Origin of the sequence: Erwinia sp. 198, from assembly GCF_003937915.1 — a bacterium.
Lineage (GTDB): Bacteria > Pseudomonadota > Gammaproteobacteria > Enterobacterales > Enterobacteriaceae > Erwinia > Erwinia aeris.
In genome coordinates, this window is sequence record NZ_RHUM01000012.1 from 22,213 (window position 1) to 44,882 (window position 22,670).

A 22,670-nucleotide genomic window follows, 5' to 3' on the forward strand; every position below is an offset into this window, starting at 1 on the left:
GATGCTCACGCCGGCCTTTTTTTATCGCTGACCTACTCGTACGTCAGCGCGCTTTCAATCGTCATCCGTACTTCCTGGCTAATCAGATCGGCCAGCAGCTGATAGACATTGTGCGTTCTTTCATAGTGCGCATCGCCGGTATCGCTGATGTAGCCTTCATCACGCAGCGTCAGCACCAGCGTCGAGAACACCGCCTTATCAAAGAATTCCGGCGCGTTGATGCCGTGCAGCACCGACAGGCGCTGCGCCATGGTGCGGCTCTCTTTCTCCAGCGTACCGCGGTTGATCGACGGATTGGCGCTGAGGATAGAGAAGGTGATGGCGTAGCGCTGTAGCGTCTCCCGCACGCCGGCCGCCAGCAGCTGTAGCGTATGGAAACGGGCAGGGCTGAGGCGTAACGTTTGCGTCTGCTCGTCGGCGGTCAACAAACCCTGACGCGCCATTTCGCTGACCAGCGGATCCAGCACGCCCGGCAGCTCGTCTTTTTCCCAGTGCAGGAACAGCTCGCTTTTCAGCATTGGATAGATCACGCTGACCTGGCGCAGCAGCTCGGCGCGCGTCAGCTCCTGATGCTGCATCAAAATTACCGCAATCACCGACGGCATCACCAGCATGTGGTGAACGTTGTTGCGATAATAGGTCATCAGCACCGCCTGCTCGCGCGGCAGCACGACGATCTCGCCGATATTATCCTGCTCAATCTCGAACTTGTTCATGCTGAGCGCATGATCCAGCAGCGCTTCCGGCGTCATGTCCGGCACGGTGGCGTCCGGCGAATAAGGCACGTTGCGCAGCAGCTGAATATAGCAGTCCAGCTGTTCCACCAGCTGCTCGCGGGTTAGCGAACGCTGACGGGAAGCCAGAAGCGCGGTAACGCACAGGTTCATGGCGTTGGCCGCGCCCGCGTTATTGATCCGCACCATGACGCGCTGGGCGATATCGTTGACCGCTGGCGTCAGCCAGGCCGGACGCTGGGACTCGATCGGGTCAATAGCGTCGCGCCATTCCGGCACGTGCTTGTTCAGATACGCGACCAGCGGCAGCGGTTCACCGAAGTTGACGTAGCCCTGGCCCAGGTTGCGCAGCTTGCGCAGCCCGCGCACCATCTGCATAAAGCCTTCTTTTTCTTTGGTCGCGCCGCGCAGCTCTTTGGCATAGGTGCCCACTTCCATGACGTGCTCGTAGCCGATATAGATCGGCACCAGCGTAATCGGGCGGTTGCCGCCGCGCAGCATCGCCTGAATGGTCATCGACAGCGTGCCGGTTTTCGGATCGAGCAGGCGTCCGGTACGGGAACGGCCGCCTTCCACAAAGTACTCCACGGAATAGCCACGGGTGAACAGCTCGCCCAGATATTCGCGGAAAACGGTGGAGTAGAGCTTGTTGCCCTTAAACGTGCGGCGAATAAAGAAAGCGCCCAGGCGACGGAAAATCGGGCCGGCCGGCCAGAAATTCAGGTTGATGCCCGCAGCGATATGCGGCGGCACCAGGCCCTGGTGATAAAGCACGTAGGAGAGCAGCAGGTAATCCATATGGCTGCGGTGGCACGGCACGTAAACGATTTCATGGCCGTCCTGTGCCAGCTGACGCACGCGCTCGCCGCCGTTAACGTTAATGCCCTGATAGAGCTTGCTCCACGTCCAGCCCATGATCCTGTCGGTCAGACGGATTGCCTCGTAGGAGAAATCCGCTGCAACTTCCTCCATCAGCTCAATGGCATTCTGCTGCGCCTTCTCATGGGAGATTTTCTTGCTGCGCGCCTCGTCCTCTACGGCCTTGGCAATAGCCTTGGACTGTAAGAGCTTGTTGAACAAATCCTGACGCACAGGCAGACGCGGGCCGACTGCGGCAAGGCGCTGACGGGCAAAATGCATTCTGGCCACGCGCGCCAGCTTCTGGGCGATGGTTTTATCGGTGCCGTGCTCGGTCGCCATACGGCGCAGCGACACCATCGGCGAGAAACGTACAAAGCTGTCACGACCCAGCCACAGGACGGCGATAAATTTCTGAATGCCGTTCAGCACGCGCAGATGCGGCTGGCTTTCGCCCTGAACTTCACGTCCCGGCGCCCGACCAAACATGATCGAGACGGGCACCATCTGCACGTCCAGCAGTGGGTTACTGCGATGGAGATCCAGATAGTCGTGAAACGTCTTTACGGATTCCGGATTGGCCGCGTAATAAGGAAACACGCGCGGGCCATCATGAATAAAGACGTAGCGGGGCAGCAGCGTGCCGTCGATCTCCTGCGGATCTAAAGGATCGGGCAGATCCTCTTTGCGACACTGCTCACGCAGCGCCAGCAAATCGGCCTTTGAATCGTATGGCAGCACATACATAATAGGGCGCGACGTATCCAGCCCCAGTTCAACGACCGGCTCGGCAGGGATCGCTTTACTTTTTACCAGCATTTTTACCGGTAAATTCAATAATTTGTAATATAAATTACGCCAACCTGACATAGACAACATAAAGCCTCTTGTTAGCAAAGCGCCGCAAGCATACCAGAATCCTTGCATGAGATCTGTGGTGTTGCAAAATGTGCGCTACCCTGACATTGACGCTAAACAGAACAAAGGGTTCCCTGATTATGGCAAATAACGCCTCGGGTTTAACGCGGATCATTAAAGCTGCGGGGTATTCCTGGAAAGGATTACGGGCGGCCTGGCAACACGAGGCGGCTTTCCGCCAGGAGGTGGTTGCGGCGGTAGTGGCGATTATTATCGCCTGCTGGCTGGACGTGGCGCCTTTGGCCAGAGTATTGCTGATTGGCTCCGTCATGCTGGTGGTGATTGTGGAGATCCTTAACAGCGCCATAGAAGCCGTGGTCGACAGGCTGGGCAATGAGTTCCACGAGCTTTCCGGGCGCGCCAAAGATATGGGCTCGGCTGCCGTGCTGTTAGCTATTCTGTTAGCGGTTTTTGTCTGGCTGACGATCCTGCTTTCTCATCAGCCGCCGGGCTAAATAGCTATAAGCATGGTTTTTTATCCGGGTTGAGGTTTTCATTGACGAAATACCTGTATATACTCACAGTCGACTGTATAAACAACCAGGGGGCGGGATGAAAGCACTAACGGCAAGGCAGCAGCAGGTTTACGACCTGATTCGCCAGCATATTAACCAGACCGGCATGCCGCCGACGCGGGCAGAGATTGCCGCCCAGCTCGGCTTCCGCTCCCCGAACGCGGCTGAAGAACACCTGAAGGCGCTGGCGCGTAAAGGCGTTATCGAGATCGTTTCCGGCGCATCACGCGGTATCCGCCTGATGATGGAAGAAGTCGACGGTCTCCCGCTGATAGGCCGCGTGGCGGCAGGCGAACCGCTGCTGGCGGAACAGCATATCGAAGGCCATTACCAGGTCGATCCCGATCTGTTTAAGCCGGGCGCGGATTTTCTGCTGCGCGTGAGCGGCATGTCGATGAAGGATATCGGCATTATGGATGGCGACCTGCTGGCGGTTCACAAAACGCAGGACGTGCGCAACGGCCAGGTCGTGGTAGCGCGTATTGATGATGAAGTTACCGTCAAGCGTCTGAAAAAGCAGGGCAACATTGTGCATCTGCTGCCGGAAAACAGCGAGTTCCAGCCGATTGTGGTGGATCTGCGTGAGCATACCTTCTCTATTGAAGGGCTTGCCGTCGGCGTGATCCGTAACGGCAGCTGGCTGTAATAGCCAGACGCTGTGCCGCCTCTGCGTCATGGTGATGGTGCAGAGGCCTGCTAAATAAACGTACCGGCGGGCGTGCCGCTTAAGTCTTTTATTTTGCATTTGTCATATTGCCCGATCGCTTCTGGGACCATTGTCTGCATCCTTATGCCTCCCGTCCTCTCCTGTCGAGCCTGCAACATCGCCCCCGGCGCTTCCGTTTTCCCGCTCCTTAAGTACCCGATCCTGCGCGGGTTTATGCTGCCCGGCTCGTGCCGCCTCGCTTTTTTTAGAAAAATACACCGCCTCGCCGTGCAAACCTGCCATCTTCTACTACAATTATCCGTACGTTAAGCATTTGGGCAGCGTTTTATGTTGCTGTCAGCGGTTTTGCTGTAACGATAAGCTGTTATCACCTAAGGTTAAGGAGAAACAAGATGAATAAAGACGAAGCCGGCGGTAACTGGAAACAGTTAAAAGGTAAATTTAAAGAAAAATGGGGCAAGCTGACCGATGACGACATGACTGTCGTAGAAGGTAAACGCGATCAGCTGGTCGGCAAAATTCAGGAACGCTACGGTTACACCAAAGACCAGGCTGAGAAAGAGCTGGGCGACTGGGAAACCAGCAATAACCATCGCTTCTGATAAGATAGCGTCCGGGAAGGCCGGCTGGCACTGCCAGAGCTGACTCACCGGATAGCCTTCTAAAGCAAGGGCAGCGCTTCTGGCGCTGCCCTTGTTGTTTTGACTGCCGCTATTTTGTTCAGTTTTGCCGCTTAAATTATTCTGATGGTTGACCGTTTCAACGGCCGCGCTTTTTTGTACCAAGCGTGTGATCGTGCTGGCACGCATCCTGATGCTGGCAGGCTTCCACCTCGACGCAGCTTTTGCACAGCCCGTGCGCTTCAATCACGCTGTTGGTCAGCGCAAAGCCCGCTGTCCGCGACAGGGACTTCAGAATATCCTGCACGCCTTCCGCATGTTGTTCCGCTACGCCGCCGCAGCGGTCGCAGATCAGCATCGCTGAGGTATGCGCAGGCTCTTCGAAATGATGGCAGACAACATAGCTGTTGGTTGACTCCACGCGATGTACGAATCCCTGTTCCAGCAGAAACTCCAGCGCCCGATAGATAGTGGGCGGTTTGGCCTGCGGTTCGCTGGCGCGCAGCAGGTCCAGCAGGTCGTACGCGCTGATCGCGCCGTGATGCTGGCTCATCAGCCGCAACACCTCCAGACGCTGAGGCGTCAGCCTGACGTTGCGCTGCTGACAGATAGCTTCCGCCTGCGACAGAATGTTTTCAGGACTGTTAATGTTCATAGATTTCCCCAGGCTGGCTTAGCACGTTATATTATCACAGCGCCGATAAAAACGCCGCGCTTCCGACTTCCCGCCCGAGCGTCTCCCTTCACGGCTATGCCCGCAAAAAATTTCAGTCAAATCCGAAGAGAAGAAACTCACCTTTGTTATCGGCTGCGTTGTACCATTCATTACTAAAGAAGACCGTCAATAACGGTTGCACTCTGAAATGTTTTAGCTACATTTACTTAAGTATTTGTAAACCTTTCCACAGCAGACGTTGAAAACACGGCTTATTTTCAGGCCAGCTAGCAGATTAAAAGCCGCGCAATGAGCAGAAAAGCCCCGGTAATTTGACTTAGTTCAGGCTAATGACTTAGCGCCGTTCGGCCCATTATACGGACAATCACACTTGTCGCGCTTCAGGCGCTGTCTCCTTTGTTGAAGGGTTAGAAGTAAATGGTCAAAAAATTTAAGCTGAACAGATTCACCCGACCGGTTGTATTTCCCGTGCTGTTTCTGGCTCCGCTAAGCGCTCTGGCCGCTGGCAACTACTACGACGCCCGCAACGATGCGATGGGTGGGACGGGCGTAGCCTCTTCAACCTACGGCACGGCGGTACTGGCTAACCCGGCGCTGATGACGAAAGCCCAGCCGGAAGACGACGTCAGCATTATTCTTCCGGCCGCTGGTGCGCAGCTGACGGATAAGCACAAGCTCATCGATAAAGTGGATGACCTGAGCGACAGCGTTGACCGCTATCAGGATATTGCCGAGCAGGATCCCATCAGTCTGATCACGAATTATCCACGCGTGCGGGCGGCTGCCGGCGATCTGGCGAGCCAGCTGCGCGGCATCAAGGGCAACAAAGCCTGGGCTACGGCAGGCGCGGCCGTGGCGGTGACCGTGCCGAACGAGGTGCTGCCTTTTGCCTTCGTGGCGAAAGCTTACGGTACGGCGCACGTGACGGCGAACGTCAGCCAGGGCGATATCGACTATTTGCAGCGCATTGCCGACGGCACCGATTTTCCACGGCCGGGCGCGCAGAACTTGCTGACCTCGTCAGCGCTGGGACGCGGCGCCATAGTTTATGACTACGGCGTTGCCGTGGCGCATGAGTTCAATATTGCCGGTCATCCGGTTTCGTTTGGCATCACGCCGAAGATCCAGAAGACTTATCTCTATAACTATAGCGCCTCCGTTTATAACTACGACAAGTCGGATTTCACCAAAGGGCGCTATAAAAATTCCAATACCGGTTTCAACATGGATGCCGGCGCGGCGACCGATCTGAACGATAACTGGACGCTGGGCGTCAGCGCGCAGAACCTGATTGCCCGCGATATTGATACCCGCGAAGTGAACGGCTACAAGGATACTTACCAGATCCGCCCGGTAGTGACGCCTGGCGTCTCTTATCATACCGAGCGGCTGACGGCGGCGCTGGATGTGGACGCCACGCCGACCAAGCGGTTTAAAACGGTGGAGGACAGCCAGTATGCAGGCGTGGGCGCGGAGTATCGCGTACTGGACTGGCTGCAGCTGCGTGCAGGTTATCGTGCGGATATGAAGTCTAACGATACCAACGTGGTCACCGCCGGTTTTGGCCTGTCGCCGTTTAACAAGGTGCATCTGGACCTGGCCGGGATGCGGGGTGACGACAATACCTGGGGCGCGGTAGCCCAGCTTAACTTCACGTTCTGATTTCTCTCAGGGGCGCATCGCCGTGCGCCCTCATAGCCCGTTTAGCGATTGCGGGCAGTCATGCTATCATTGCGCACATTATCGTCATTTGTTAATCAGAGTCTTTGCGCTTTATGACCCAAAATTTACCTGCCCACCGTTTTTCCGTTGCGCCAATGCTGGACTGGACCGACCGCCACTGCCGCTACTTTCACCGTCAGCTGAGCCGTCAGGCGCTGCTTTACACCGAGATGGTCACCACCGGCGCTATTATCCATGGCAAAGGCGACTATCTGGCCTGGAACCAGCAGGAGCAGCCGGTCGCCCTGCAGCTTGGCGGCAGCGATCCGCTTGCGCTGGCGCAATGTGCCGAACAGGCACAGGCTCGCGGCTATAACGAGATCAACCTGAACGTCGGTTGTCCTTCCGATCGCGTGCAGAACGGACGCTTCGGCGCCTGCCTGATGGGGGAAGCCGCGCTGGTAGCGGACGCGGTGAAGGCCATGCGCGATCGCGTGTCGATTCCGGTGACGGTAAAAACCCGTATCGGCATTGATGAGCAGGACAGCTATGAGTTTCTCTGCGATTTTATCCGTCAGGTATCGGAGCAGGGCGGCTGCGACATGTTTATTATTCATGCGCGTAAAGCCTGGCTTTCCGGCCTCAGCCCGAAAGAGAACCGCGAGATCCCGCCGCTGGACTACGAGCGCGTTTATCAGCTGAAGCGTGATTTTCCGCATTTGACGCTGTCGATTAACGGCGGGATCAGGTCGCTGGCGGAAGCCAAAGCGCATTTGCAGCATGTGGATGGCGTGATGGTAGGGCGCGAAGCCTATCAAAATCCGGGCATGCTGGCAGAGGTTGACCGGGATCTGTTTGGCTGCGATCGACCTGCGGTCGATCCGGTGGCGGTAGTGCGCTCAATGTACCCTTATATTGAACGCGAACTGGCGCAGGGAACTTATCTGGGCCATATCACTCGCCATATGCTGGGGCTGTTTCAGGGGATCCCTGGCGCACGCCAGTGGCGTCGTTATCTGAGCGAAAATGCCCACAAGCCGGGTGCGAACGTAGAGACGCTGGAAGCCGCGCTGGCGCTGGTGGCCGACAAGGTGCCGACAGCGGTGTAGGCCATCAGGCCAAAGACGCTATCAGCAGCCGACAAAAATCCTCGTAATAACAGCCTGCAAAGCACGGCCTGCTGCTGGCTCGCTATTACCTGGTCAATATCGCGCCAGGTAATAGCGATATTGACCAGGCCTCCCGTGCGGCTCTTTATTATTTATTTTTAAATTCAAAGTGTTACCGGAAGTGCGTTTCTGGCACGGATCTTGTAATAGTGCTACAGCATCTTTAACAGGAGGAACGCTGATGGAAATCTTTTTCGTGCTTGGCTTTTTTGTCATGCTGTTGCTGACGGGCGTTTCGCTGCTGGGGATTATCCTGGCGCTGTTTGTCGCCAGCGTAGTGATGATGTTTGCCGGTTTGCTGATGGTGGTGATTAAAATGCTGCCGTGGCTGGCGCTGGCGGTCGCTGCGGTATGGATTTATCGCGCATACCGTAAACCGTCATCAAAAACAGCACGCTGGATGTCTCGCTAACGGCAGGGCGCTGACGCCAGGTTTGCAAAAAGTAATGCGGAGTCGATCACAACCTGGCAGATCGCACAGAAAATTTTGCAATTAAACATATTTTTTACTTATGAATTCTGTCAGGATGATTTTACTGAATTGCCGAAATTCATCGCCGCTGACCCTACAAACAGCGCGAACTATAAAAAAGAAAAAGGGGCTTCCTACGGGAAGCCCCACTTATTTCTGGCTGGCCTGGCGCGTTTGTCCTTAGGGGATCAGCAGACAGGAGCCCTGCGTGGCACGGCTTTGCAGCGTCTGATGCGCCTGCTGCGCGTCCGTTAACGCAAACTTCTGCTGTTCCGGCACCTCTACCTTAATCGCACCGCTGGCGATCAGCGAAAACAGCTCGTTGCTGGCCTGCGTCAGCGCGTCCGCGTTGGTGATATAGCCGTTAAGAGAAGGGCGGGTCACGTACAGCGATCCTTTCTGGGTGAGCGTTGATAAATTCACCCCGGTTACCGGCCCGGAGGCGTTGCCGAAACTGACCATCAGGCCGCGCCGCTGTAGGCAGTCCAGCGAGGCTTCCCAGGTGTCCTTGCCTACCGAGTCGTACACCACGCGCACTTTCTTGCCGCTGGTCAGTTCCAGCACGCGCTTTGCCACGTCTTCTTCGCGATAGTTAATGGTTTCCCAGGCGCCGGCCTCTTTGGCTCTTGCCGCTTTTTCCGCCGAGCCGACGGTGCCAATCAGATGTGCGCCCAGCGCTTTAGCCCACTGGCAGGCAATCAGCCCTACGCCGCCCGCCGCCGCCTGAAACAGAAAGGTTTCGTCCGGCTGTACCACGTAGGTCTGCCGCAGCAGGTAATGCACGGTCAGCCCTTTCAGAAACGAGGCCGCCGCCTGCTCAAAAGAGATGGCGTCCGGCAGCAGCGCCAGCTTGTCAGCCTCAACGGCGTGGTATTCGCTGTAGGCACCCAGCGCCGACTGCGCATAAACCACACGATCGCCAACCTTAACCGTAGTCACGCCTTCGCCCACGCTCCTTACCACGCCAGCCGCTTCCGTTCCCAGGCCAGAAGGCAGCGAAGCCGGATAAAGCCCGCTGCGCACGTAGGTATCAATATAGTTAATGCCTATCGCTTTGTTCTCAACCACAACCTCGTCGGCGGCCGGTTCCGGGATGGCCGCATCGATAATCTGCATCACTTCCGGGCCGCCGTGCTGACTGATTTGTATGCGTTTTGGCATGGTCACTCCTGTTGATTGCGCGTGATTGATGGAGGACGAAAGGTCGTCAAACGGGTATACTGGCGCGTCCCCACACAAGGTATTACATCACTATGGCAGGAAATAAACCCACCAACAAATCCAATGAAAACCGTGAGCCGCGCGACCGGCAAATGGAAGGGCTGAAGCTGCCGCCTCATTCGCTGGAAGCGGAGCAGTCCGTGTTGGGCGGCCTGATGCTGGATAACGAGCGCTGGGATAACGTCTCTGAGCGCGTGGTGGCGCAGGACTTCTTTAGTCGTCCGCATCGCATGATCTTCAGCGAAATGCAGCGGCTGCTGGAAATGGGCAAGCCAATCGATCTGATCACGCTTTCCGAGTCGCTGGAAACCAAAGGCGAACTCAGCATGGTCGGCGGCTTCGCTTACCTGGCGGAATTATCGAAAAATACACCAAGTGCGGCGAACATAGGCGCGTATGCCGATATCGTACGTGAACGTGCGGTAGTCCGTGAGATGATCGCGGTGGCGAACGAGATCGCCGATGCCGGTTACGATCCGCAAGGCCGCACCAGCGAAGATCTGCTCGATCTGGCGGAATCCCGCGTTTTCCAGATTGCCGAAAATCGCGCCAATAAGGATGAAGGGCCAAAAAGCGTCGATCAGATCCTTGAGGCGACGATCTCCAGGATCGAGTCGCTTTACCAAACGCCGCATGACGGCGTCACCGGCGTTGATACCGGCTATCAGGATCTTAATAAGAAGACCGCCGGATTACAGCGCTCGGATCTGATTATCGTGGCGGCGCGTCCGTCGATGGGTAAAACCACGTTTGCCATGAACCTTTGCGAAAACGCAGCGATGTTGCAGGATAAACCGGTATTGATCTTCAGCCTGGAAATGCCCGGTGAACAGCTGATGATGCGTATGCTGGCCTCGCTTTCCCGCGTTGACCAGACCCGTATCCGTACCGGCCAGCTGGATGACGAAGACTGGGCGCGTATTTCCAGTACGATGGGCATCCTGCTGGAGAAGAAGAACATGTTCATTGATGATTCTTCCGGCCTGACGCCAACGGAAGTGCGCTCGCGCGCGCGACGTATTTTCCGTGAGCACGGCGGGTTAAGCCTGATTATGATCGACTACCTGCAGCTGATGCGCGTTCCGGCACTCTCCGATAACCGTACGCTGGAGATTGCCGAGATTTCCCGCTCGCTGAAGGCGCTGGCAAAAGAGCTTCAGGTGCCGGTCGTGGCGCTGTCGCAGCTTAACCGCTCTCTTGAACAGCGTGCCGATAAGCGTCCCGTTAACTCCGATCTGCGTGAATCCGGCTCCATCGAGCAGGATGCCGACCTGATCATGTTTATTTATCGTGACGAGGTTTACCACGAAAACAGCGATTTGAAAGGCATTGCGGAAATCATTCTGGGTAAGCAGCGTAACGGCCCTATCGGCACGGTACGCCTGACCTTTAACGGCCAGTGGTCGCGCTTTGATAACTACGCCGGCCCGCAGTACGACGACGAATAAGATCTGCTTTCTTTGCCTCTTCCGGTAGCGACCGCTACTGGAAGAGGGTTCTCCTTGCCTCCAGGCATATCAATACGCTAACTCATTATTCTCCTGCCTGCTGTTCTTAACTTAATTTTTTGAACATCAATAACTGGCGACGGTCAGGCCGTTCTGTAATTTTCATGACGCGCGGCCGCTTAAAAAAGATGCGAGACGACTTATTCCCCCATCAAAGGGCCGACGTGGAGCGCCGCTGTGCCTTATACGGGCGGCACTGTGGTAAGCCATAACGGCGGCAATTATCAGGCGAATGACAGGTGGTGTCGGGCACTGAACCCGGGCTGGTGCCCACCGCCGGGCCTGAAACCGGCAATGCTTTGCCGTGGAAACCGATCTGACGCGAAAGTTATTACCAACAAGCGTGTGTTTACCCGGCAGCGGTTTTCCCATGCGGAAAATAGTATTGGACAACGAGGCGGGAACTGCGCTTACCTGTCCGACAGGAAAAATAATTAGCCGCCGGATAAATGATGACCCAGATCGATGATTATGACTTCAAAATATTGACGCTGCTGGAAAGCAATGGCCGTCTGACTAACCAGGAGCTGAGCGATCTGGTTGGGCTTTCCGCTTCGCAGTGCTCCCGTCGCCGCATCAACCTTGAGCAGGCGGGGCTGATCCTCGGCTATCACGCCCGGCTTTCAGCCAATGCGATAGGGCTGGGCCTGATCGGCCTGATTGAAGTCCGCCTGATTAACCACACCGCTGAATACGTGGACAGCTTTACCCGCATGGTGGCTGAAGAAACGGCTATCGTCGATGCCTGGAAAACCACCGGCGATGCTGACTATCTGCTAAAGGTCGCCGTCGCCGATTTGCCCGCTTTGAGCGCGCTGATTAGCCAGCTGGTGGCGGGGCATCGCAGCGTGTCGCACGTCAAGACCTCTGTCGTGCTCACCCGCCTGAAAGAAAACGGCATGATGACGCCAGGCTGACCAATAGCTCCTTTTTGGTGCAGGCGCGGATCAATTTAGTGCATGAGCAGAGCATTCTATACGAGAAATAAGCGTACTCCCGCTCATTCATGCATATATTGATGCTTTTGCCACGCAGATGTGCATAAAGTTAATTCTGCTCAATCAATCATTTGCCTTGCCGTCACCCCCGATAGCAAAAGAGTGGTGCGATCCTTGCTGAGTCAGCGTTTATTTCTCAGAGAGTCGACCTTATGGATAACGTTGTTCAACCTGTTAAAGTTCCGCATACGTTTATCGAAGATGCGCTGGCGCTGCTGTTCGGGACGCTGATGGTCTCGTTTGGCGTAATGCTGTTAAAAAGCGCTGGCGCCCTGACCGGCAGCACCGCAGGCATCGCTTTTCTGCTTAGCTATCTGACGCACGCTTCTTTCGGTCTCGCTTTTTTCCTGATCAACCTGCCTTTTTACTGGCTGGCGGTAAAGCGCATGGGCTGGGCGTTTACTCTTAAAACCTTCAGCGCCGTCGGCCTGGTGTCGCTGTTTACCCATCTGCATACGCTTTTTATCCATTTTTCCGCGCTGGATCCCTTTTACGCCACGCTGTTCGGTAACGTCATTATGGGGATTGGGTTTATAGTACTGTTCCGCCATAAGGCCAGCCTGGGCGGCGTGAATATTCTGGCGTTATGGCTACAGGATCGTTACGGTATCCGTGCCGGAAAATTACAGATGGCGGTCGATACCTGCGTGGTACTGGCCTCGCTGTTTGTGGTGCCGCTGCCGATGCTGGCGGCCTCGGTTGCGGGCGCGGCGATCCTTAACCTGATTATCGCCATGAACCACCGCCCTGGCCGTTACGCTGTCTGAACCCGGCGCGGCGCCCTTCGTCGCGCAAGGCCGCGAGTGCCACCGCGCCCGACCAACTTATTAATGGAGATTTGCACCGTGTTTCAAAACGTTGATGCCTATGCTGGCGATCCGATCCTTTCCCTGATGGAAACCTACAGGCAGGATACGCGCCCCCACAAGGTTAACCTGAGCATCGGGCTGTATTACGATGGCCAGGGCGTTATTCCTCAGCTGAAGGCGGTGGCCGCAGCGGAAGCACGTCTGAACGCGCAGGCGCACGATGCTTCTCTCTATCTGCCGATGGAAGGACTGCCAACCTACCGCAGCGCGGTTGCGCCGCTGCTGTTTGGTCAGCAGCATCCAATGCTGCAGGCCGGGCGTATCGCCACCATCCAGACCGTTGGCGGCTCCGGCGCGCTGAAGGTCGGTGCGGATTTCCTCAAGGCGTATTTTCCCGGCTCTCAGGTCTGGGTCAGTAACCCAACCTGGGAAAACCATATCGCGATCTTTTCCGGCGCGGGTTTCCAGGTAAACACCTATCCGTGGTACGACGATGCGACCAACGGCGTGAGGTTTGAAGAGCTGATCGCCACGCTGAAGACGCTGCCGCCGCAGAGCATCGTGCTGCTGCATCCCTGCTGCCATAATCCCACCGGCGCCGATCTCACTAACCAGCAGTGGGACAGCGTAACGGCGGTGTTGAAAGAGCGCGATCTGATCCCCTTTCTGGATATTGCCTATCAGGGCTTTGGCGAGGGCATGGAAGAAGACGCCTATGCTATCCGCGCGATTGCCGCCGCAGGTTTACCCGCGCTGGTCAGCAACTCTTTCTCAAAAATCTTTTCGCTGTACGGCGAGCGCGTCGGCGGTCTTTCCGTGGTCTGCGAAGATGCGGAAGAAGCTTCCCGCGTGCTGGGCCAGCTGAAGGCCACCGTGCGCCGCAACTACTCCAGTCCGCCAAACTTTGGCGCTCAGGTGGTGGCCTGCGTGCTGAATGATGCGGCGCTGAAAGCGCAGTGGCTGGCGGAAGTCGAGGCGATGCGCGTGCGCATCTCCACCATGCGTCAGGCGCTGGTGGACGTACTGACCACGGCGGTGCCGGGCAAAAACTTCGATTACCTGCTGCAACAGCGCGGCATGTTCAGCTACACCGGTCTGAGCGCGGCACAGGTCGATCGCCTGCGTGACGAGTTTGGCATCTATCTGATCGCCAGCGGTCGTATGTGCGTGGCGGGCCTGAACAACGAGAACGTGCATCAGGTTGCCGAAGCCTTCGCTGCGGTCATGTAAGCCCCTGTGGCCGGACGCCCGTCCGGCCTTTTTCACTCTTTTTTGCTTCCGCAGGTTTACCTTTTCCCATCATGCTGCACACTTAACGGAACGTATTCAGCTAAGGAGCATAACGATGTGGTATCAGCAGACAATCACCCTGGATCCCAAATCCCGCGGCTTTCATCTGATAACGGACGACATAGTCCAGGAGCTGCGGCGGCTTGGTGATGTGCAGGTCGGCCTGCTGCATCTGCTGCTTCAGCATACTTCCGCCTCGCTGACGCTGAATGAAAACTGCGACCCTACGGTCAGAAGCGACATGGAAAACCACTTTCTGCGCCAGGTGCCGGAAAAGGCGAACTATGAGCATGATTACGAAGGCGCGGACGATATGCCTGCGCATATTAAATCTTCGTCGCTGGGCGTGTCGCTGACGCTGCCGGTGAGCCGTGGCAAGCTGCTGCTGGGCACCTGGCAAGGCATCTGGCTGGGCGAGCATCGCAATCACGGCGGCAGCCGCCGCATTATCGCCACGCTACAGGGAGAATGACATGAACGTATCGGATTTACTTTCTTACTGTATGGACAAGCCGGGCGCGGAGCAGGTCGTGCATAACGACTGGAAAGCGACCCAGATAAAAGTGGATGACGTGCTGTTTGCGATGGTGCATGAAGTGGACGACCGTCCTGCGGTAACCCTGAAGTCGACGCCCGCGCTGGCGGATTTACTGCGGGAAAAGCACAGCGATGTGGTGCCCGCCGCGCATCTGAATAAAACGCACTGGAGCACCGTGCTGCTGGACGGCTCGCTGAAGGATTCACAGATTTACTATCTGATCGACGCCTCGCTTCAGCAGGCGCTGGCTACGCGAACCGCGTAGTTAAAGAAGACGCGGCTCAGGCACCCTGATATTCCATCGGGCTTCAGGATGCCTGAAGGGCGTTTACCCGCGCAGCGTGGCGATATCAATCACAAAACGGTACTTCACGTCGCTTTTCAGCATACGTTCGTAGGCTTCGTTGATTTCGTCCATTTTGATCATCTCGATATCCGAGGTGATGTTGTGCTTGCCGCAGAAATCCAGCATTTCCTGCGTTTCTTTGATGCCGCCAATCAGCGAACCGGCGATGCTGCGGCGTTTGAAAATCAGGTTAAACACCTGCGGTGATGGATGATCGTGTTCCGGCGCGCCAACCAGCGTCATATTGCCGTCGCGACGCAGCAGCGTGATAAACGGGTTCAGATCGTGCGGGGCCGCCACGGTATTCAGGATAAAATCAAAGCTGTTGGCGTGCTGTGCCATCTGCTCAGGATCTTTAGAAATCACCACTTCATCCGCGCCCAGGCGTTTGCCGTCTTCTACCTTAGAAGGCGAGGTGGTGAACAGCACGACGTGCGCGCCCATCGCGTGCGCGATTTTCACGCCCATATGGCCCAGACCGCCCAGGCCCACGATACCGACTTTTTTGCCCGGGCCTGCGCCCCAGTGGCTCAGCGGCGAATAGGTGGTGATGCCGGCGCACAGCAGCGGCGCGGCGCCTGCGGGATCCAGATTCTCCGGCACGCGCAGCACGAAGTCTTCATTGACGACGATCTGCGTTGAGTAGCCGCCGTAGGTGATGTCGCCGGTTTCGCGATCTTCACCGTTATAGGTGCCGGTAAAGCCGTTTTCGCAATACTGCTCCAGGTCTTCTTTACAGCTGTCGCAGGTGCGGCAGGAATCAACCAGACAGCCGACGCCGACTAAATCGCCGATTTTATACTTGTGCGTATGGCCGCCGACAGCGGTCACGCGACCTACGATTTCATGTCCCGGTACGACGGGAAAAATGGTGTTTTTCCACTCGTTGCGGGCCTGGTGTAAATCGGAATGGCAGACGCCGCAGTAAAGAATTTCAATCTGTACGTCGTGCTCACGCAGTTCGCGCGGCTGGAATTCAAAAGGCGCAAGCTTCGCATCGGCGCTTTTAGCGGCATAAGCATGGGTAATATTCATGGACTCTCCTGATAATGGAATGGCGTGTGCCTCACGGCTCATTAAGGATAGTGGCCCGTTCCGCGCAGGGGTATGCCGGAACCTGTTTAAATCTTGCCTGATCCTGCAAGTTTTAGGGGGAAATGACAAAAAACAGGCGCTAATAAGAAAGTTTTATTGCAGAGGCAGAAGAAAACGGCGGAAGCGATAACGACAGTGCAGAGGGAAAAAGGCGCGAGCCGTTAACGACTCGCGCCTTCGTGGCAAACTATTTCTTTGCCAGTAGCGGTTTAAGGAAGCGTGCGGTATGCGACTCTTTGCACTCCGCCACCGTTTCCGGCGTGCCGGAGACCAGGATCTCACCGCCGCCGCTGCCGCCTTCCGGGCCGAGATCGACAATCCAGTCAGCGGTTTTGATCACGTCGAGGTTGTGCTCAATCACCACGATGGTATTGCCCTGATCGCGCAGCTGGTGCAGCACGGCCAGCAGCTGCTGGATATCGGCAAAGTGCAGGCCGGTGGTCGGCTCATCCAGGATGTAGAGCGTTTGACCGGTGCCGCGCTTCGACAGCTCGCGGGCCAGCTTAACGCGCTGCGCCTCACCGCCGGAAAGCGTGGTGGCCGACTGCCCCAGACGGATATAGGAAAGGCCCACGTCCATCAGCGTTTGCAGCTTACGCGCCAGCGCAGGCACCGCATCGAAAAACTCGCGCGCCTCTTCGATAGTCATCTCCAGCACCTGGTGAATGCTTTTGCCTTTGTATTTAATCTCCAGCGTCTCGCGGTTATAGCGCTTGCCCTTACACTGGTCGCACGGCACGTAGATATCTGGCAGGAAATGCATTTCCACCTTGATCACGCCGTCGCCCTGACAGGCTTCGCAGCGTCCGCCGCGCACGTTAAAGCTGAAGCGGCCTGGCGTATAGCCGCGCGTGCGCGACTCCGGCACGCCCGCAAACAGCTCGCGCACCGGCGTAAAGATGCCGGTATAGGTGGCCGGGTTGGAGCGCGGCGTACGCCCGATCGGGCTTTGGTCGATATCGATAACCTTATCGAAATGCTCCATGCCGGTAATTTCGCGATAGGGTGCCGCCTCGGCGATGGTAGCGCCGTTCAGCTGGCGCTGCGCGATAGGGAACAGCGTATCGTTGATCAGCGTCGACTTGCCGGAACCGGACACGCCGGTAATGCAGCTGAACAAGCCAACCGGCAGCGTCAGCGTTACGTCCTTCAGGTTATTGCCTTTTGCGCCGCTTAGCTTCAGCACTTTGCTGGCATCGGCTTTGACGCGCTCTTCCGGCACCTGAATACCGCGCTCGCCGCTCAGGTATTGTCCGGTCAGCGACTCCTTCACCGCCATGATGTCGTCAACGGTGCCTTCCGCCACGACCTGGCCGCCGTGTACGCCCGCGCCCGGCCCGATATCGATCACGTGATCGGCAGCGCGGATGGCATCTTCATCATGCTCTACCACGATCACGGTGTTGCCCAGATCGCGCAGGTGTACCAGCGTCTCCAGCAGGCGCTCGTTATCGCGCTGGTGCAGGCCGATAGAAGGCTCGTCCAGCACGTACATCACGCCCACCAGCCCGGCGCCAATCTGGCTCGCCAGACGGATACGCTGCGCTTCGCCGCCCGACAGCGTTTCAGCAGAGCGGGACATCGACAGGTAATTCAGGCCGACGTTAACCAGAAACTTCAGGCGATCGCCGATCTCTTTCAGTACCTTTTCGGCGATTTTGGCGCGCTGGCCGCTCAGCTTCATGTTCTGGAAGAACGCCATTGCATGGCCGATGCTCATATCCGAAATAGTCGGCAGCGTAGTGTTTTCAACGTAGACGTGGCGCGCTTCACGACGCAGACGCGTGCCTTCACAGGTCGCACAGGCGCGGTTGCTGATAAACTTCGCCAGATCCTCGCGCACCGCAGCGGACTCCGTCTCTTTGTAACGGCGCTCCATATTATGCAGCACGCCTTCAAACGGATGACGACGCACCGAGGTATCGCCGCGATCGTTGATGTATTTGAACTCAATGCTCTCTTTGCCGGAGCCGTACAGGATGATTTTGCGAGCCTTGTCGCTCAGCGAATCAAACGGCGCTTCGACGTCGAAATCCAGGTGCTCGGCCAGCGAGCGCAGCATCTGAAAATAATAAAAGTTACGGCGATCCCAGCCGCGGATAGCGCCACCGGCCAGCGACAGCTCCGGATTTTGCACCACGCGATCCGGATCGAAATATTGCTGCACGCCCAGGCCATCGCAGGTCGGACAGGCACCGGCCGGGTTGTTGAACGAGAACAGACGCGGCTCCAGCTCCGTCATGCTGTAGCCGCAGATCGGACAGGCGAAATTGGCGGAGAAGATCAGCTCTTCTGCCTGCGCATCGTCCATATCGGCGACCACGGCGGTGCCGCCGGAAAGCTCCAGCGCCGTCTCAAAGGATTCCGCCAGGCGCTGTTTCAGATCTTCCCGCACCTTGAAGCGATCCACTACCACTTCAATAGTGTGTTTCTTTTGCAGCTCCAGCTTCGGCGGGTCGGAGAGATCGCAGACCTCGCCGTCGATGCGCGCGCGGATATAGCCCTGCGAAGCCAGGTTTTCCAGCGTTTTGGTGTGCTCGCCCTTGCGTTCTTTAACGATAGGCGCGAGCAGCATCAGACGGCGCCCTTCCGGCTCCGACAGTACGTTATCCACCATCTGGCTGACCGTCTGCGCCGCCAGCGTGACGTCATGATCCGGGCAGCGCGGTTCGCCCACGCGAGCAAACAGCAGGCGCAGGTAGTCGTGGATTTCCGTGATGGTGCCGACGGTAGAGCGTGGGTTATGCGAGGTTGATTTCTGTTCGATCGAGATAGCTGGCGACAGCCCTTCTATATGATCGACATCCGGCTTTTCCATCAGCGAGAGGAACTGACGCGCATAGGCGGAAAGGGATTCCACGTAGCGGCGCTGCCCCTCGGCATACAGCGTATCAAACGCCAGCGAGGACTTACCCGAACCCGACAGGCCGGTGACAACGATCAGTTTGTCGCGCGGGATGATCAGGTTGATATTCTTCAGATTATGGGTGCGGGCACCCCGTACTTCGATCTTATCCATTCACAATTCCCGGATTAACACGGACGTCACCATGCCTGTCCGGCACGGCCAGAATTAAGCCTGTTAGTATGGCACAAAAAAAGCTGAATGGATATACAGTACTTTGCTGTATAATACGCCACGGGATCCTGGTATTGCCAGGCGATGCCAGAGCGTTTTGCGATCCTGCCCGGCCCGCCCGCCGAAAGGCTGTGCCTGAAAGAGACCCTTTGCGATCCGCCTCTGAAACCCGGATCCGAAGGTATAATCTGTGGGTAGGGCGTGTTAGAATTTCATCCTTAAGCTAAGAACATTTATCGGAGAGACGAACATGGCCAGCAGAGGCGTAAATAAAGTAATCCTGGTGGGAAATCTGGGTCAGGATCCGGAAGTCCGCTATATGCCGAATGGCGGCGCCGTTGCCAACATTACGCTGGCCACGTCCGAAAGCTGGCGTGACAAGCAGACCGGCGAAACCAAAGAGAAAACGGAATGGCACCGCGTGGTGCTGTTCGGCAAGCTGGCGGAAGTAGCGGGCGAATACCTGCGCAAAGGCTCTCAGGTCTATATCGAAGGCTCGCTGCAAACCCGTAAATGGACCGACCAGGCGGGCGTGGAGAAGTACACCACCGAGGTTGTGGTTAACGTTGGCGGCACCATGCAGATGCTGGGCGGCCGTCAGGGCGGCGGCGCACCGGCTGGCGGTGGCCAGGGTCAGAACAACAACAACGGCTGGGGCCAGCCGCAGCAGCCTGCGGGCGGCAACCAGTTCAGCGGCGGCCAGCAGCAGCAGTCTCGTCCACAGCCGCAGCAGAACAGCGCGCCGGCGGGCAACGAGCCGCCAATGGATTTCGACGACGATATCCCGTTCTAAGATATATAGACCTAACGTGTAAGGTTTCCCCTAAAGGCCCCCGGAATAAAGATCCTGGGGCTTTTTCTTTGCCCCGGTAAATGTAAAGTTTTGAGCCGTGAGTGTTGGCCGGAGGATAGTCAAAGATGAGTGTAAAGTTGACAGAAGTATTTGTTCTGTTTCGTGTTGCGACCGTCAGGCTAATCGTGTTTGAGGACGGGAGGATTTGATAAGTACGGGGCCTGAGTGCTGGTCGCTCATAGGCCTCAACAGAGTAACTTATTCTCAGTATTCCCCTGCAGGTGATTTTCACGTCACAGGCATGCTCACCAATGCAGGCGTGAAGACCCAAAGCTTAGCCCAAATTAGCTTGTTAGCTGCGTAGCTAATGCTACTATAAAGCCTAAATATTAGCTGATATGCCTTTCTTTGCTGTTCAGCTAATAATGCATTGGAGGCTAAAGTTATGGACCGCTACTCACATCGTTCAGGGCCTGAATTCGAAAGGCAGATGCTGGATGCGCTGGTGCAGGCGCTTGCTGAGGCATTCGGCTCCGAAGTCTCGGTGCACGATGCTTCACAAGAGTTTCGTGGGGTTGAGCTTGATGGCATGGTCGAGATCAAGGCTCCAGGTAAAACCCTGCTGGTATTCGTAGAAGTTAAAAGGGTGGTCTACCCAAGAGACTTAAGGAATGCTGTGTACCAGCTGTGCAGAAGCATGGACGAAACTCATCATCGTCACGAAGCTATTGGACTGCTTGCGGCAGGCGTACTGAGCCCAGGGGCTAAGCAGGAGCTCAGGGAAAAAAATATTGCCTCATTCGAGCTGGGAGGTAGTCTTTACCTAAAGCACGATGGCTGGTTCGTCAATATTGAAAAGCCTCCTCACCGTTCCAAAAAGAATACCCGGAGTATTGATCTGTTCACAGAGGCTCGTGAAAGCGTAATCCACGCGCTTTTGATGAATAGTCATGGGTGGCTAACAGGTACAGAGCTGGCCGAACAAGCTGAAACCTCCGCGTACACCTGCTCTCTCGTGTTGAAGGAGCTGACGTTATGTGAGTGGGTGGAGTCTGTAGGTGGAGGGCCGAGCAAGCGTAGAATGCTCACTCGCCCTGATAAGCTTTTAGACGCCTGGTCTGAGCAGTGGCAGGAGCGCAAAGAAAAGAAGTCGAAGTGGTATACCTTTGTCGAAAATCCCAGGCATCTGCTGGCTCACCTGTCGGAACGGATAGACCGTCAGAAGGTGGATTTTCCTTGGGCGTTCACAGGTGTTGCTGCAGCTAATGTTTACGCCCCGTTGCTGACCAGTACTGAGGGGGCGGAAATCATAGTGCCCAAGGGCTACACAGAGAGAATGGCTGACGTGCTGGGCCTGAAGCCCGTTAATAAAGGGGCCAACGTCACGCTCATCGAGCGCGAATCCGCGAGCTTGCTTTACCGGGATGTGCACCCGGATCATCCTGTCTTTTTCGCAAGTCCTTACATTCTTTACCTGGATTTGCTGGATGGCCGAGGCCGCAACAAAGAATTAGCTGAACATATCAGGAAGCGTTTGCAGTCGTTATGGCAAAAGGACTGAAGCCTCGTACAGCGGCTGGATACGATCAAGATGTTACTTCGGCGTGCGAGAGGACGTTACTCACACTGCTGAGCGCCTTTGGAAATCTGAAGGAAACCCTCAGACTTATCGGTGGTCTGGTTCCTCGTTATCTTACGCCAGCGACTCCGCCTGATGTTCCGATGCATGCGGGGACTTCTGACGTGGACATTGTATTAAATCTGGAGGTACTGGCAGCTGGCAACGAATACGTCAGTCTTGCGAAGCAGCTAAAAGCCCGTGGCTTTACCCGGTGGGTCGAAGAGGGACAATCTGCATCCTGGCGATGGCGCCGCAAGGTCAATGACCACATCGAGGTAGTCGTTGAGCTTCTCCGGGATGCCGGTGATGAGGAACCTGGTAAAACCATCAGCGTCGACGGGGAAAAAGTATCGGCACTCGCAATCAAGCATGCACGAATCGTCCACGATTGGTATCAGGAGAAGGAAATTTCTGCCCAACTCCTGGATGGTGATGGTCTATCCGTAGATATTGTACGATTTGCAGACGTGCCAGCATTTGTCATTTTGAAAGCGCTGGCTCTGGATCAACGACAGGAGAGGAAGGATGCCGCCGACCTGGTCCATGTGATCAGATACTCAGGCTCGGTAAAGGAAGTCGCAGCCCTGTTTGTTGAGCGCATTCGTTCAGAGCAGCACCCAGAGGCGCTGCAGGACGGGCTATCGGCGCTCGCAAGACGCTTTGGGGACGACAGGCATGGTGAAGGCTATGAGAAGGTGGGGGCTGTCGCCTACGCACGCTTCTACGGCGAGGACGACGAAGATGAGCTTGTTGGGCGGCAGCGTTTTGCAGCAGGGTTAATCCAGAGCTTGCTGGCCGAGATTGAGACGCAACGGGCAAGAGCCTTGTAAGCTGTTCCGAATGGCAAAGGGGGCATAAGGGGTAATGCAATGTAGCGAGCTTCAGCTATGCCGTGTAGTCGGTATTCGACAAGCGTGTGAAGTTTTGGCCTGCGTGTTGCTGGCTGCTTTTCATTATCCGTGATTATGACATGCTGTTTTTATATCAACTAATTGATTGATAATGGAAAATACGCAAGCTGCCTCGGCTACCCTTTCCCGTTCTGATTATTCTCGCCGGGCCAAGGCCTGGGCAGACTGAA

The 22,670-nt window shown here is 56.2% G+C and carries 21 protein-coding genes; 16 read left to right on the forward strand and 5 right to left on the reverse strand.

The window, feature by feature from the left end; genetic code table 11:
* Positions 1-32: 32 nt before the first annotated feature.
* The gene (plsB, locus tag EGK14_RS16355; protein ID WP_125290289.1) at positions 33-2,462 is read right to left on the reverse strand and encodes a glycerol-3-phosphate 1-O-acyltransferase PlsB; all 2,430 of its coding nucleotides are present in this window, start codon (positions 2,460-2,462) and stop codon (positions 33-35) included.
* Positions 2,463-2,590: 128 nt separating this feature from the next.
* Between plsB and EGK14_RS16360 the strand changes: the two genes are divergently transcribed.
* The 3 genes from EGK14_RS16360 to EGK14_RS16370 all read left to right on the forward strand — a co-directional run bounded on the left by EGK14_RS16360 (position 2,591) and on the right by EGK14_RS16370 (position 4,294).
* Positions 2,591-2,965, forward strand: a complete 375-nt coding sequence (locus EGK14_RS16360; protein WP_125290165.1) for a diacylglycerol kinase — start codon at positions 2,591-2,593, stop codon at positions 2,963-2,965.
* Positions 2,966-3,062: 97 nt separating this feature from the next.
* Complete coding sequence (lexA, locus tag EGK14_RS16365) at positions 3,063-3,671, forward strand: transcriptional repressor LexA (RefSeq protein WP_125290166.1); 609 nt, start codon at positions 3,063-3,065, stop codon at positions 3,669-3,671.
* A gap of 413 nt (positions 3,672-4,084) precedes the next feature.
* Positions 4,085-4,294 (forward strand): CsbD family protein, encoded by a 210-nt coding sequence (locus EGK14_RS16370; protein WP_125290167.1) that lies wholly within the window; start codon positions 4,085-4,087, stop codon positions 4,292-4,294.
* 157 nt (positions 4,295-4,451) lie between these two features.
* On the opposite strand, the gene zur is transcribed toward EGK14_RS16370, so the two are convergent.
* A complete protein-coding gene (gene zur / locus EGK14_RS16375) occupies positions 4,452-4,967 on the reverse strand; it encodes a zinc uptake transcriptional repressor Zur (RefSeq protein WP_125290168.1) in 516 nt (171 codons plus the stop codon).
* A gap of 438 nt (positions 4,968-5,405) precedes the next feature.
* On the opposite strand from zur, the gene EGK14_RS16380 reads away from it, so the two are divergent.
* From EGK14_RS16380 to pspG, 3 genes are all read left to right on the forward strand, one after another.
* On the forward strand, positions 5,406-6,650 hold the full coding sequence (locus EGK14_RS16380; protein ID WP_125290169.1) for a conjugal transfer protein TraF: 1,245 nt from the start codon (positions 5,406-5,408) through the stop codon (positions 6,648-6,650).
* Between the two features lie 113 nt (positions 6,651-6,763).
* Positions 6,764-7,759 carry a tRNA dihydrouridine(20/20a) synthase DusA gene (gene dusA / locus EGK14_RS16385; RefSeq protein ID WP_125290170.1) on the forward strand — a complete coding sequence of 332 codons (996 nt, stop codon included), beginning with the start codon at positions 6,764-6,766 and terminating at the stop codon, positions 7,757-7,759.
* Between the two features lie 241 nt (positions 7,760-8,000).
* Entirely contained in the window at positions 8,001-8,231 is a 231-nt protein-coding gene (gene pspG, locus EGK14_RS16390) for an envelope stress response protein PspG (RefSeq protein ID WP_199746454.1), read from the forward strand.
* A gap of 240 nt (positions 8,232-8,471) precedes the next feature.
* Here pspG and EGK14_RS16395 read toward each other — a convergent pair whose 3' ends face one another.
* Positions 8,472-9,452: a quinone oxidoreductase gene (locus EGK14_RS16395; RefSeq protein WP_125290171.1), complete on the reverse strand. Its 981-nt coding sequence runs from the start codon at positions 9,450-9,452 to the stop codon at positions 8,472-8,474.
* Between the two features lie 92 nt (positions 9,453-9,544).
* On the opposite strand from EGK14_RS16395, the gene dnaB reads away from it, so the two are divergent.
* The 7 genes from dnaB to EGK14_RS16430 all read left to right on the forward strand — a co-directional run bounded on the left by dnaB (position 9,545) and on the right by EGK14_RS16430 (position 14,920).
* Positions 9,545-10,960, forward strand: coding sequence for a replicative DNA helicase (gene dnaB / locus EGK14_RS16400; RefSeq protein ID WP_125290172.1), 1,416 nt, complete (start codon positions 9,545-9,547; stop codon positions 10,958-10,960).
* A gap of 210 nt (positions 10,961-11,170) precedes the next feature.
* Entirely contained in the window at positions 11,171-11,458 is a 288-nt protein-coding gene (locus EGK14_RS21895) for a carbohydrate-binding protein (RefSeq protein ID WP_125290291.1), read from the forward strand.
* A 14-nt stretch (positions 11,459-11,472) separates the two neighbouring features.
* Complete coding sequence (locus EGK14_RS16410) at positions 11,473-11,937, forward strand: Lrp/AsnC family transcriptional regulator (RefSeq protein WP_125290173.1); 465 nt, start codon at positions 11,473-11,475, stop codon at positions 11,935-11,937.
* Between the two features lie 233 nt (positions 11,938-12,170).
* Entirely contained in the window at positions 12,171-12,785 is a 615-nt protein-coding gene (locus EGK14_RS16415; protein ID WP_125290174.1) for a YitT family protein, read from the forward strand.
* Between the two features lie 78 nt (positions 12,786-12,863).
* The gene (locus EGK14_RS16420; protein ID WP_199746456.1) at positions 12,864-14,057 is read left to right on the forward strand and encodes an amino acid aminotransferase; all 1,194 of its coding nucleotides are present in this window, start codon (positions 12,864-12,866) and stop codon (positions 14,055-14,057) included.
* A gap of 115 nt (positions 14,058-14,172) precedes the next feature.
* A complete protein-coding gene (locus tag EGK14_RS16425) occupies positions 14,173-14,589 on the forward strand; it encodes a secondary thiamine-phosphate synthase enzyme YjbQ (protein ID WP_125290175.1) in 417 nt (138 codons plus the stop codon).
* Position 14,590: 1 nt separating this feature from the next.
* Positions 14,591-14,920: an MmcQ/YjbR family DNA-binding protein gene (locus EGK14_RS16430; protein ID WP_125290176.1), complete on the forward strand. Its 330-nt coding sequence runs from the start codon at positions 14,591-14,593 to the stop codon at positions 14,918-14,920.
* Positions 14,921-14,983: 63 nt separating this feature from the next.
* Here EGK14_RS16430 and EGK14_RS16435 read toward each other — a convergent pair whose 3' ends face one another.
* Both EGK14_RS16435 and uvrA read right to left on the reverse strand, forming a co-directional pair.
* Positions 14,984-16,036 carry an NAD(P)-dependent alcohol dehydrogenase gene (locus EGK14_RS16435; protein WP_125290177.1) on the reverse strand — a complete coding sequence of 351 codons (1,053 nt, stop codon included), beginning with the start codon at positions 16,034-16,036 and terminating at the stop codon, positions 14,984-14,986.
* A gap of 247 nt (positions 16,037-16,283) precedes the next feature.
* Complete coding sequence (gene uvrA, locus EGK14_RS16440; protein WP_125290178.1) at positions 16,284-19,115, reverse strand: excinuclease ABC subunit UvrA; 2,832 nt, start codon at positions 19,113-19,115, stop codon at positions 16,284-16,286.
* Between the two features lie 310 nt (positions 19,116-19,425).
* On the opposite strand from uvrA, the gene EGK14_RS16445 reads away from it, so the two are divergent.
* From EGK14_RS16445 to EGK14_RS21625, 3 genes are all read left to right on the forward strand, one after another.
* Complete coding sequence (locus tag EGK14_RS16445) at positions 19,426-19,968, forward strand: single-stranded DNA-binding protein (protein WP_125290179.1); 543 nt, start codon at positions 19,426-19,428, stop codon at positions 19,966-19,968.
* Between the two features lie 445 nt (positions 19,969-20,413).
* The gene (locus EGK14_RS16450; protein ID WP_125290180.1) at positions 20,414-21,529 is read left to right on the forward strand and encodes a type IV toxin-antitoxin system AbiEi family antitoxin; all 1,116 of its coding nucleotides are present in this window, start codon (positions 20,414-20,416) and stop codon (positions 21,527-21,529) included.
* Positions 21,514-22,419 (forward strand): hypothetical protein, encoded by a 906-nt coding sequence (locus EGK14_RS21625; RefSeq protein WP_125290181.1) that lies wholly within the window; start codon positions 21,514-21,516, stop codon positions 22,417-22,419. Before EGK14_RS16450 ends, EGK14_RS21625 begins: the two co-directional genes overlap by 16 nt.
* Positions 22,420-22,670 lie beyond the last annotated feature (251 nt).

Excerpts from the sequence above, each read along its gene's own strand:
- EGK14_RS21625 (WP_125290181.1), top strand. The coding sequence starts at position 21,514 with ATGGCAAAAGGACTGAAGCCTCGTACAGCGGCTGGATACGATCAAGAT.
- EGK14_RS16435 (WP_125290177.1), bottom strand. The coding sequence starts at position 16,036 with ATGAATATTACCCATGCTTATGCCGCTAAAAGCGCCGATGCGAAGCTT.
- dusA (WP_125290170.1), top strand. The coding sequence starts at position 6,764 with ATGACCCAAAATTTACCTGCCCACCGTTTTTCCGTTGCGCCAATGCTG.
- EGK14_RS16380 (WP_125290169.1), top strand. The coding sequence starts at position 5,406 with ATGGTCAAAAAATTTAAGCTGAACAGATTCACCCGACCGGTTGTATTT.
- EGK14_RS16430 (WP_125290176.1), top strand. The coding sequence starts at position 14,591 with ATGAACGTATCGGATTTACTTTCTTACTGTATGGACAAGCCGGGCGCG.
- EGK14_RS16445 (WP_125290179.1), top strand. The coding sequence starts at position 19,426 with ATGGCCAGCAGAGGCGTAAATAAAGTAATCCTGGTGGGAAATCTGGGT.
- plsB (WP_125290289.1), bottom strand. The coding sequence starts at position 2,462 with ATGTCAGGTTGGCGTAATTTATATTACAAATTATTGAATTTACCGGTA.
- lexA (WP_125290166.1), top strand. The coding sequence starts at position 3,063 with ATGAAAGCACTAACGGCAAGGCAGCAGCAGGTTTACGACCTGATTCGC.
- uvrA (WP_125290178.1), bottom strand. The coding sequence starts at position 19,115 with ATGGATAAGATCGAAGTACGGGGTGCCCGCACCCATAATCTGAAGAAT.
- zur (WP_125290168.1), bottom strand. The coding sequence starts at position 4,967 with ATGAACATTAACAGTCCTGAAAACATTCTGTCGCAGGCGGAAGCTATC.
- EGK14_RS16450 (WP_125290180.1), top strand. The coding sequence starts at position 20,414 with ATGGACCGCTACTCACATCGTTCAGGGCCTGAATTCGAAAGGCAGATG.
- EGK14_RS16370 (WP_125290167.1), top strand. The coding sequence starts at position 4,085 with ATGAATAAAGACGAAGCCGGCGGTAACTGGAAACAGTTAAAAGGTAAA.
- EGK14_RS16360 (WP_125290165.1), top strand. The coding sequence starts at position 2,591 with ATGGCAAATAACGCCTCGGGTTTAACGCGGATCATTAAAGCTGCGGGG.
- pspG (WP_199746454.1), top strand. The coding sequence starts at position 8,001 with ATGGAAATCTTTTTCGTGCTTGGCTTTTTTGTCATGCTGTTGCTGACG.
- EGK14_RS16395 (WP_125290171.1), bottom strand. The coding sequence starts at position 9,452 with ATGCCAAAACGCATACAAATCAGTCAGCACGGCGGCCCGGAAGTGATG.
- EGK14_RS16415 (WP_125290174.1), top strand. The coding sequence starts at position 12,171 with ATGGATAACGTTGTTCAACCTGTTAAAGTTCCGCATACGTTTATCGAA.
- dnaB (WP_125290172.1), top strand. The coding sequence starts at position 9,545 with ATGGCAGGAAATAAACCCACCAACAAATCCAATGAAAACCGTGAGCCG.
- EGK14_RS16410 (WP_125290173.1), top strand. The coding sequence starts at position 11,473 with ATGACCCAGATCGATGATTATGACTTCAAAATATTGACGCTGCTGGAA.
- EGK14_RS16425 (WP_125290175.1), top strand. The coding sequence starts at position 14,173 with ATGTGGTATCAGCAGACAATCACCCTGGATCCCAAATCCCGCGGCTTT.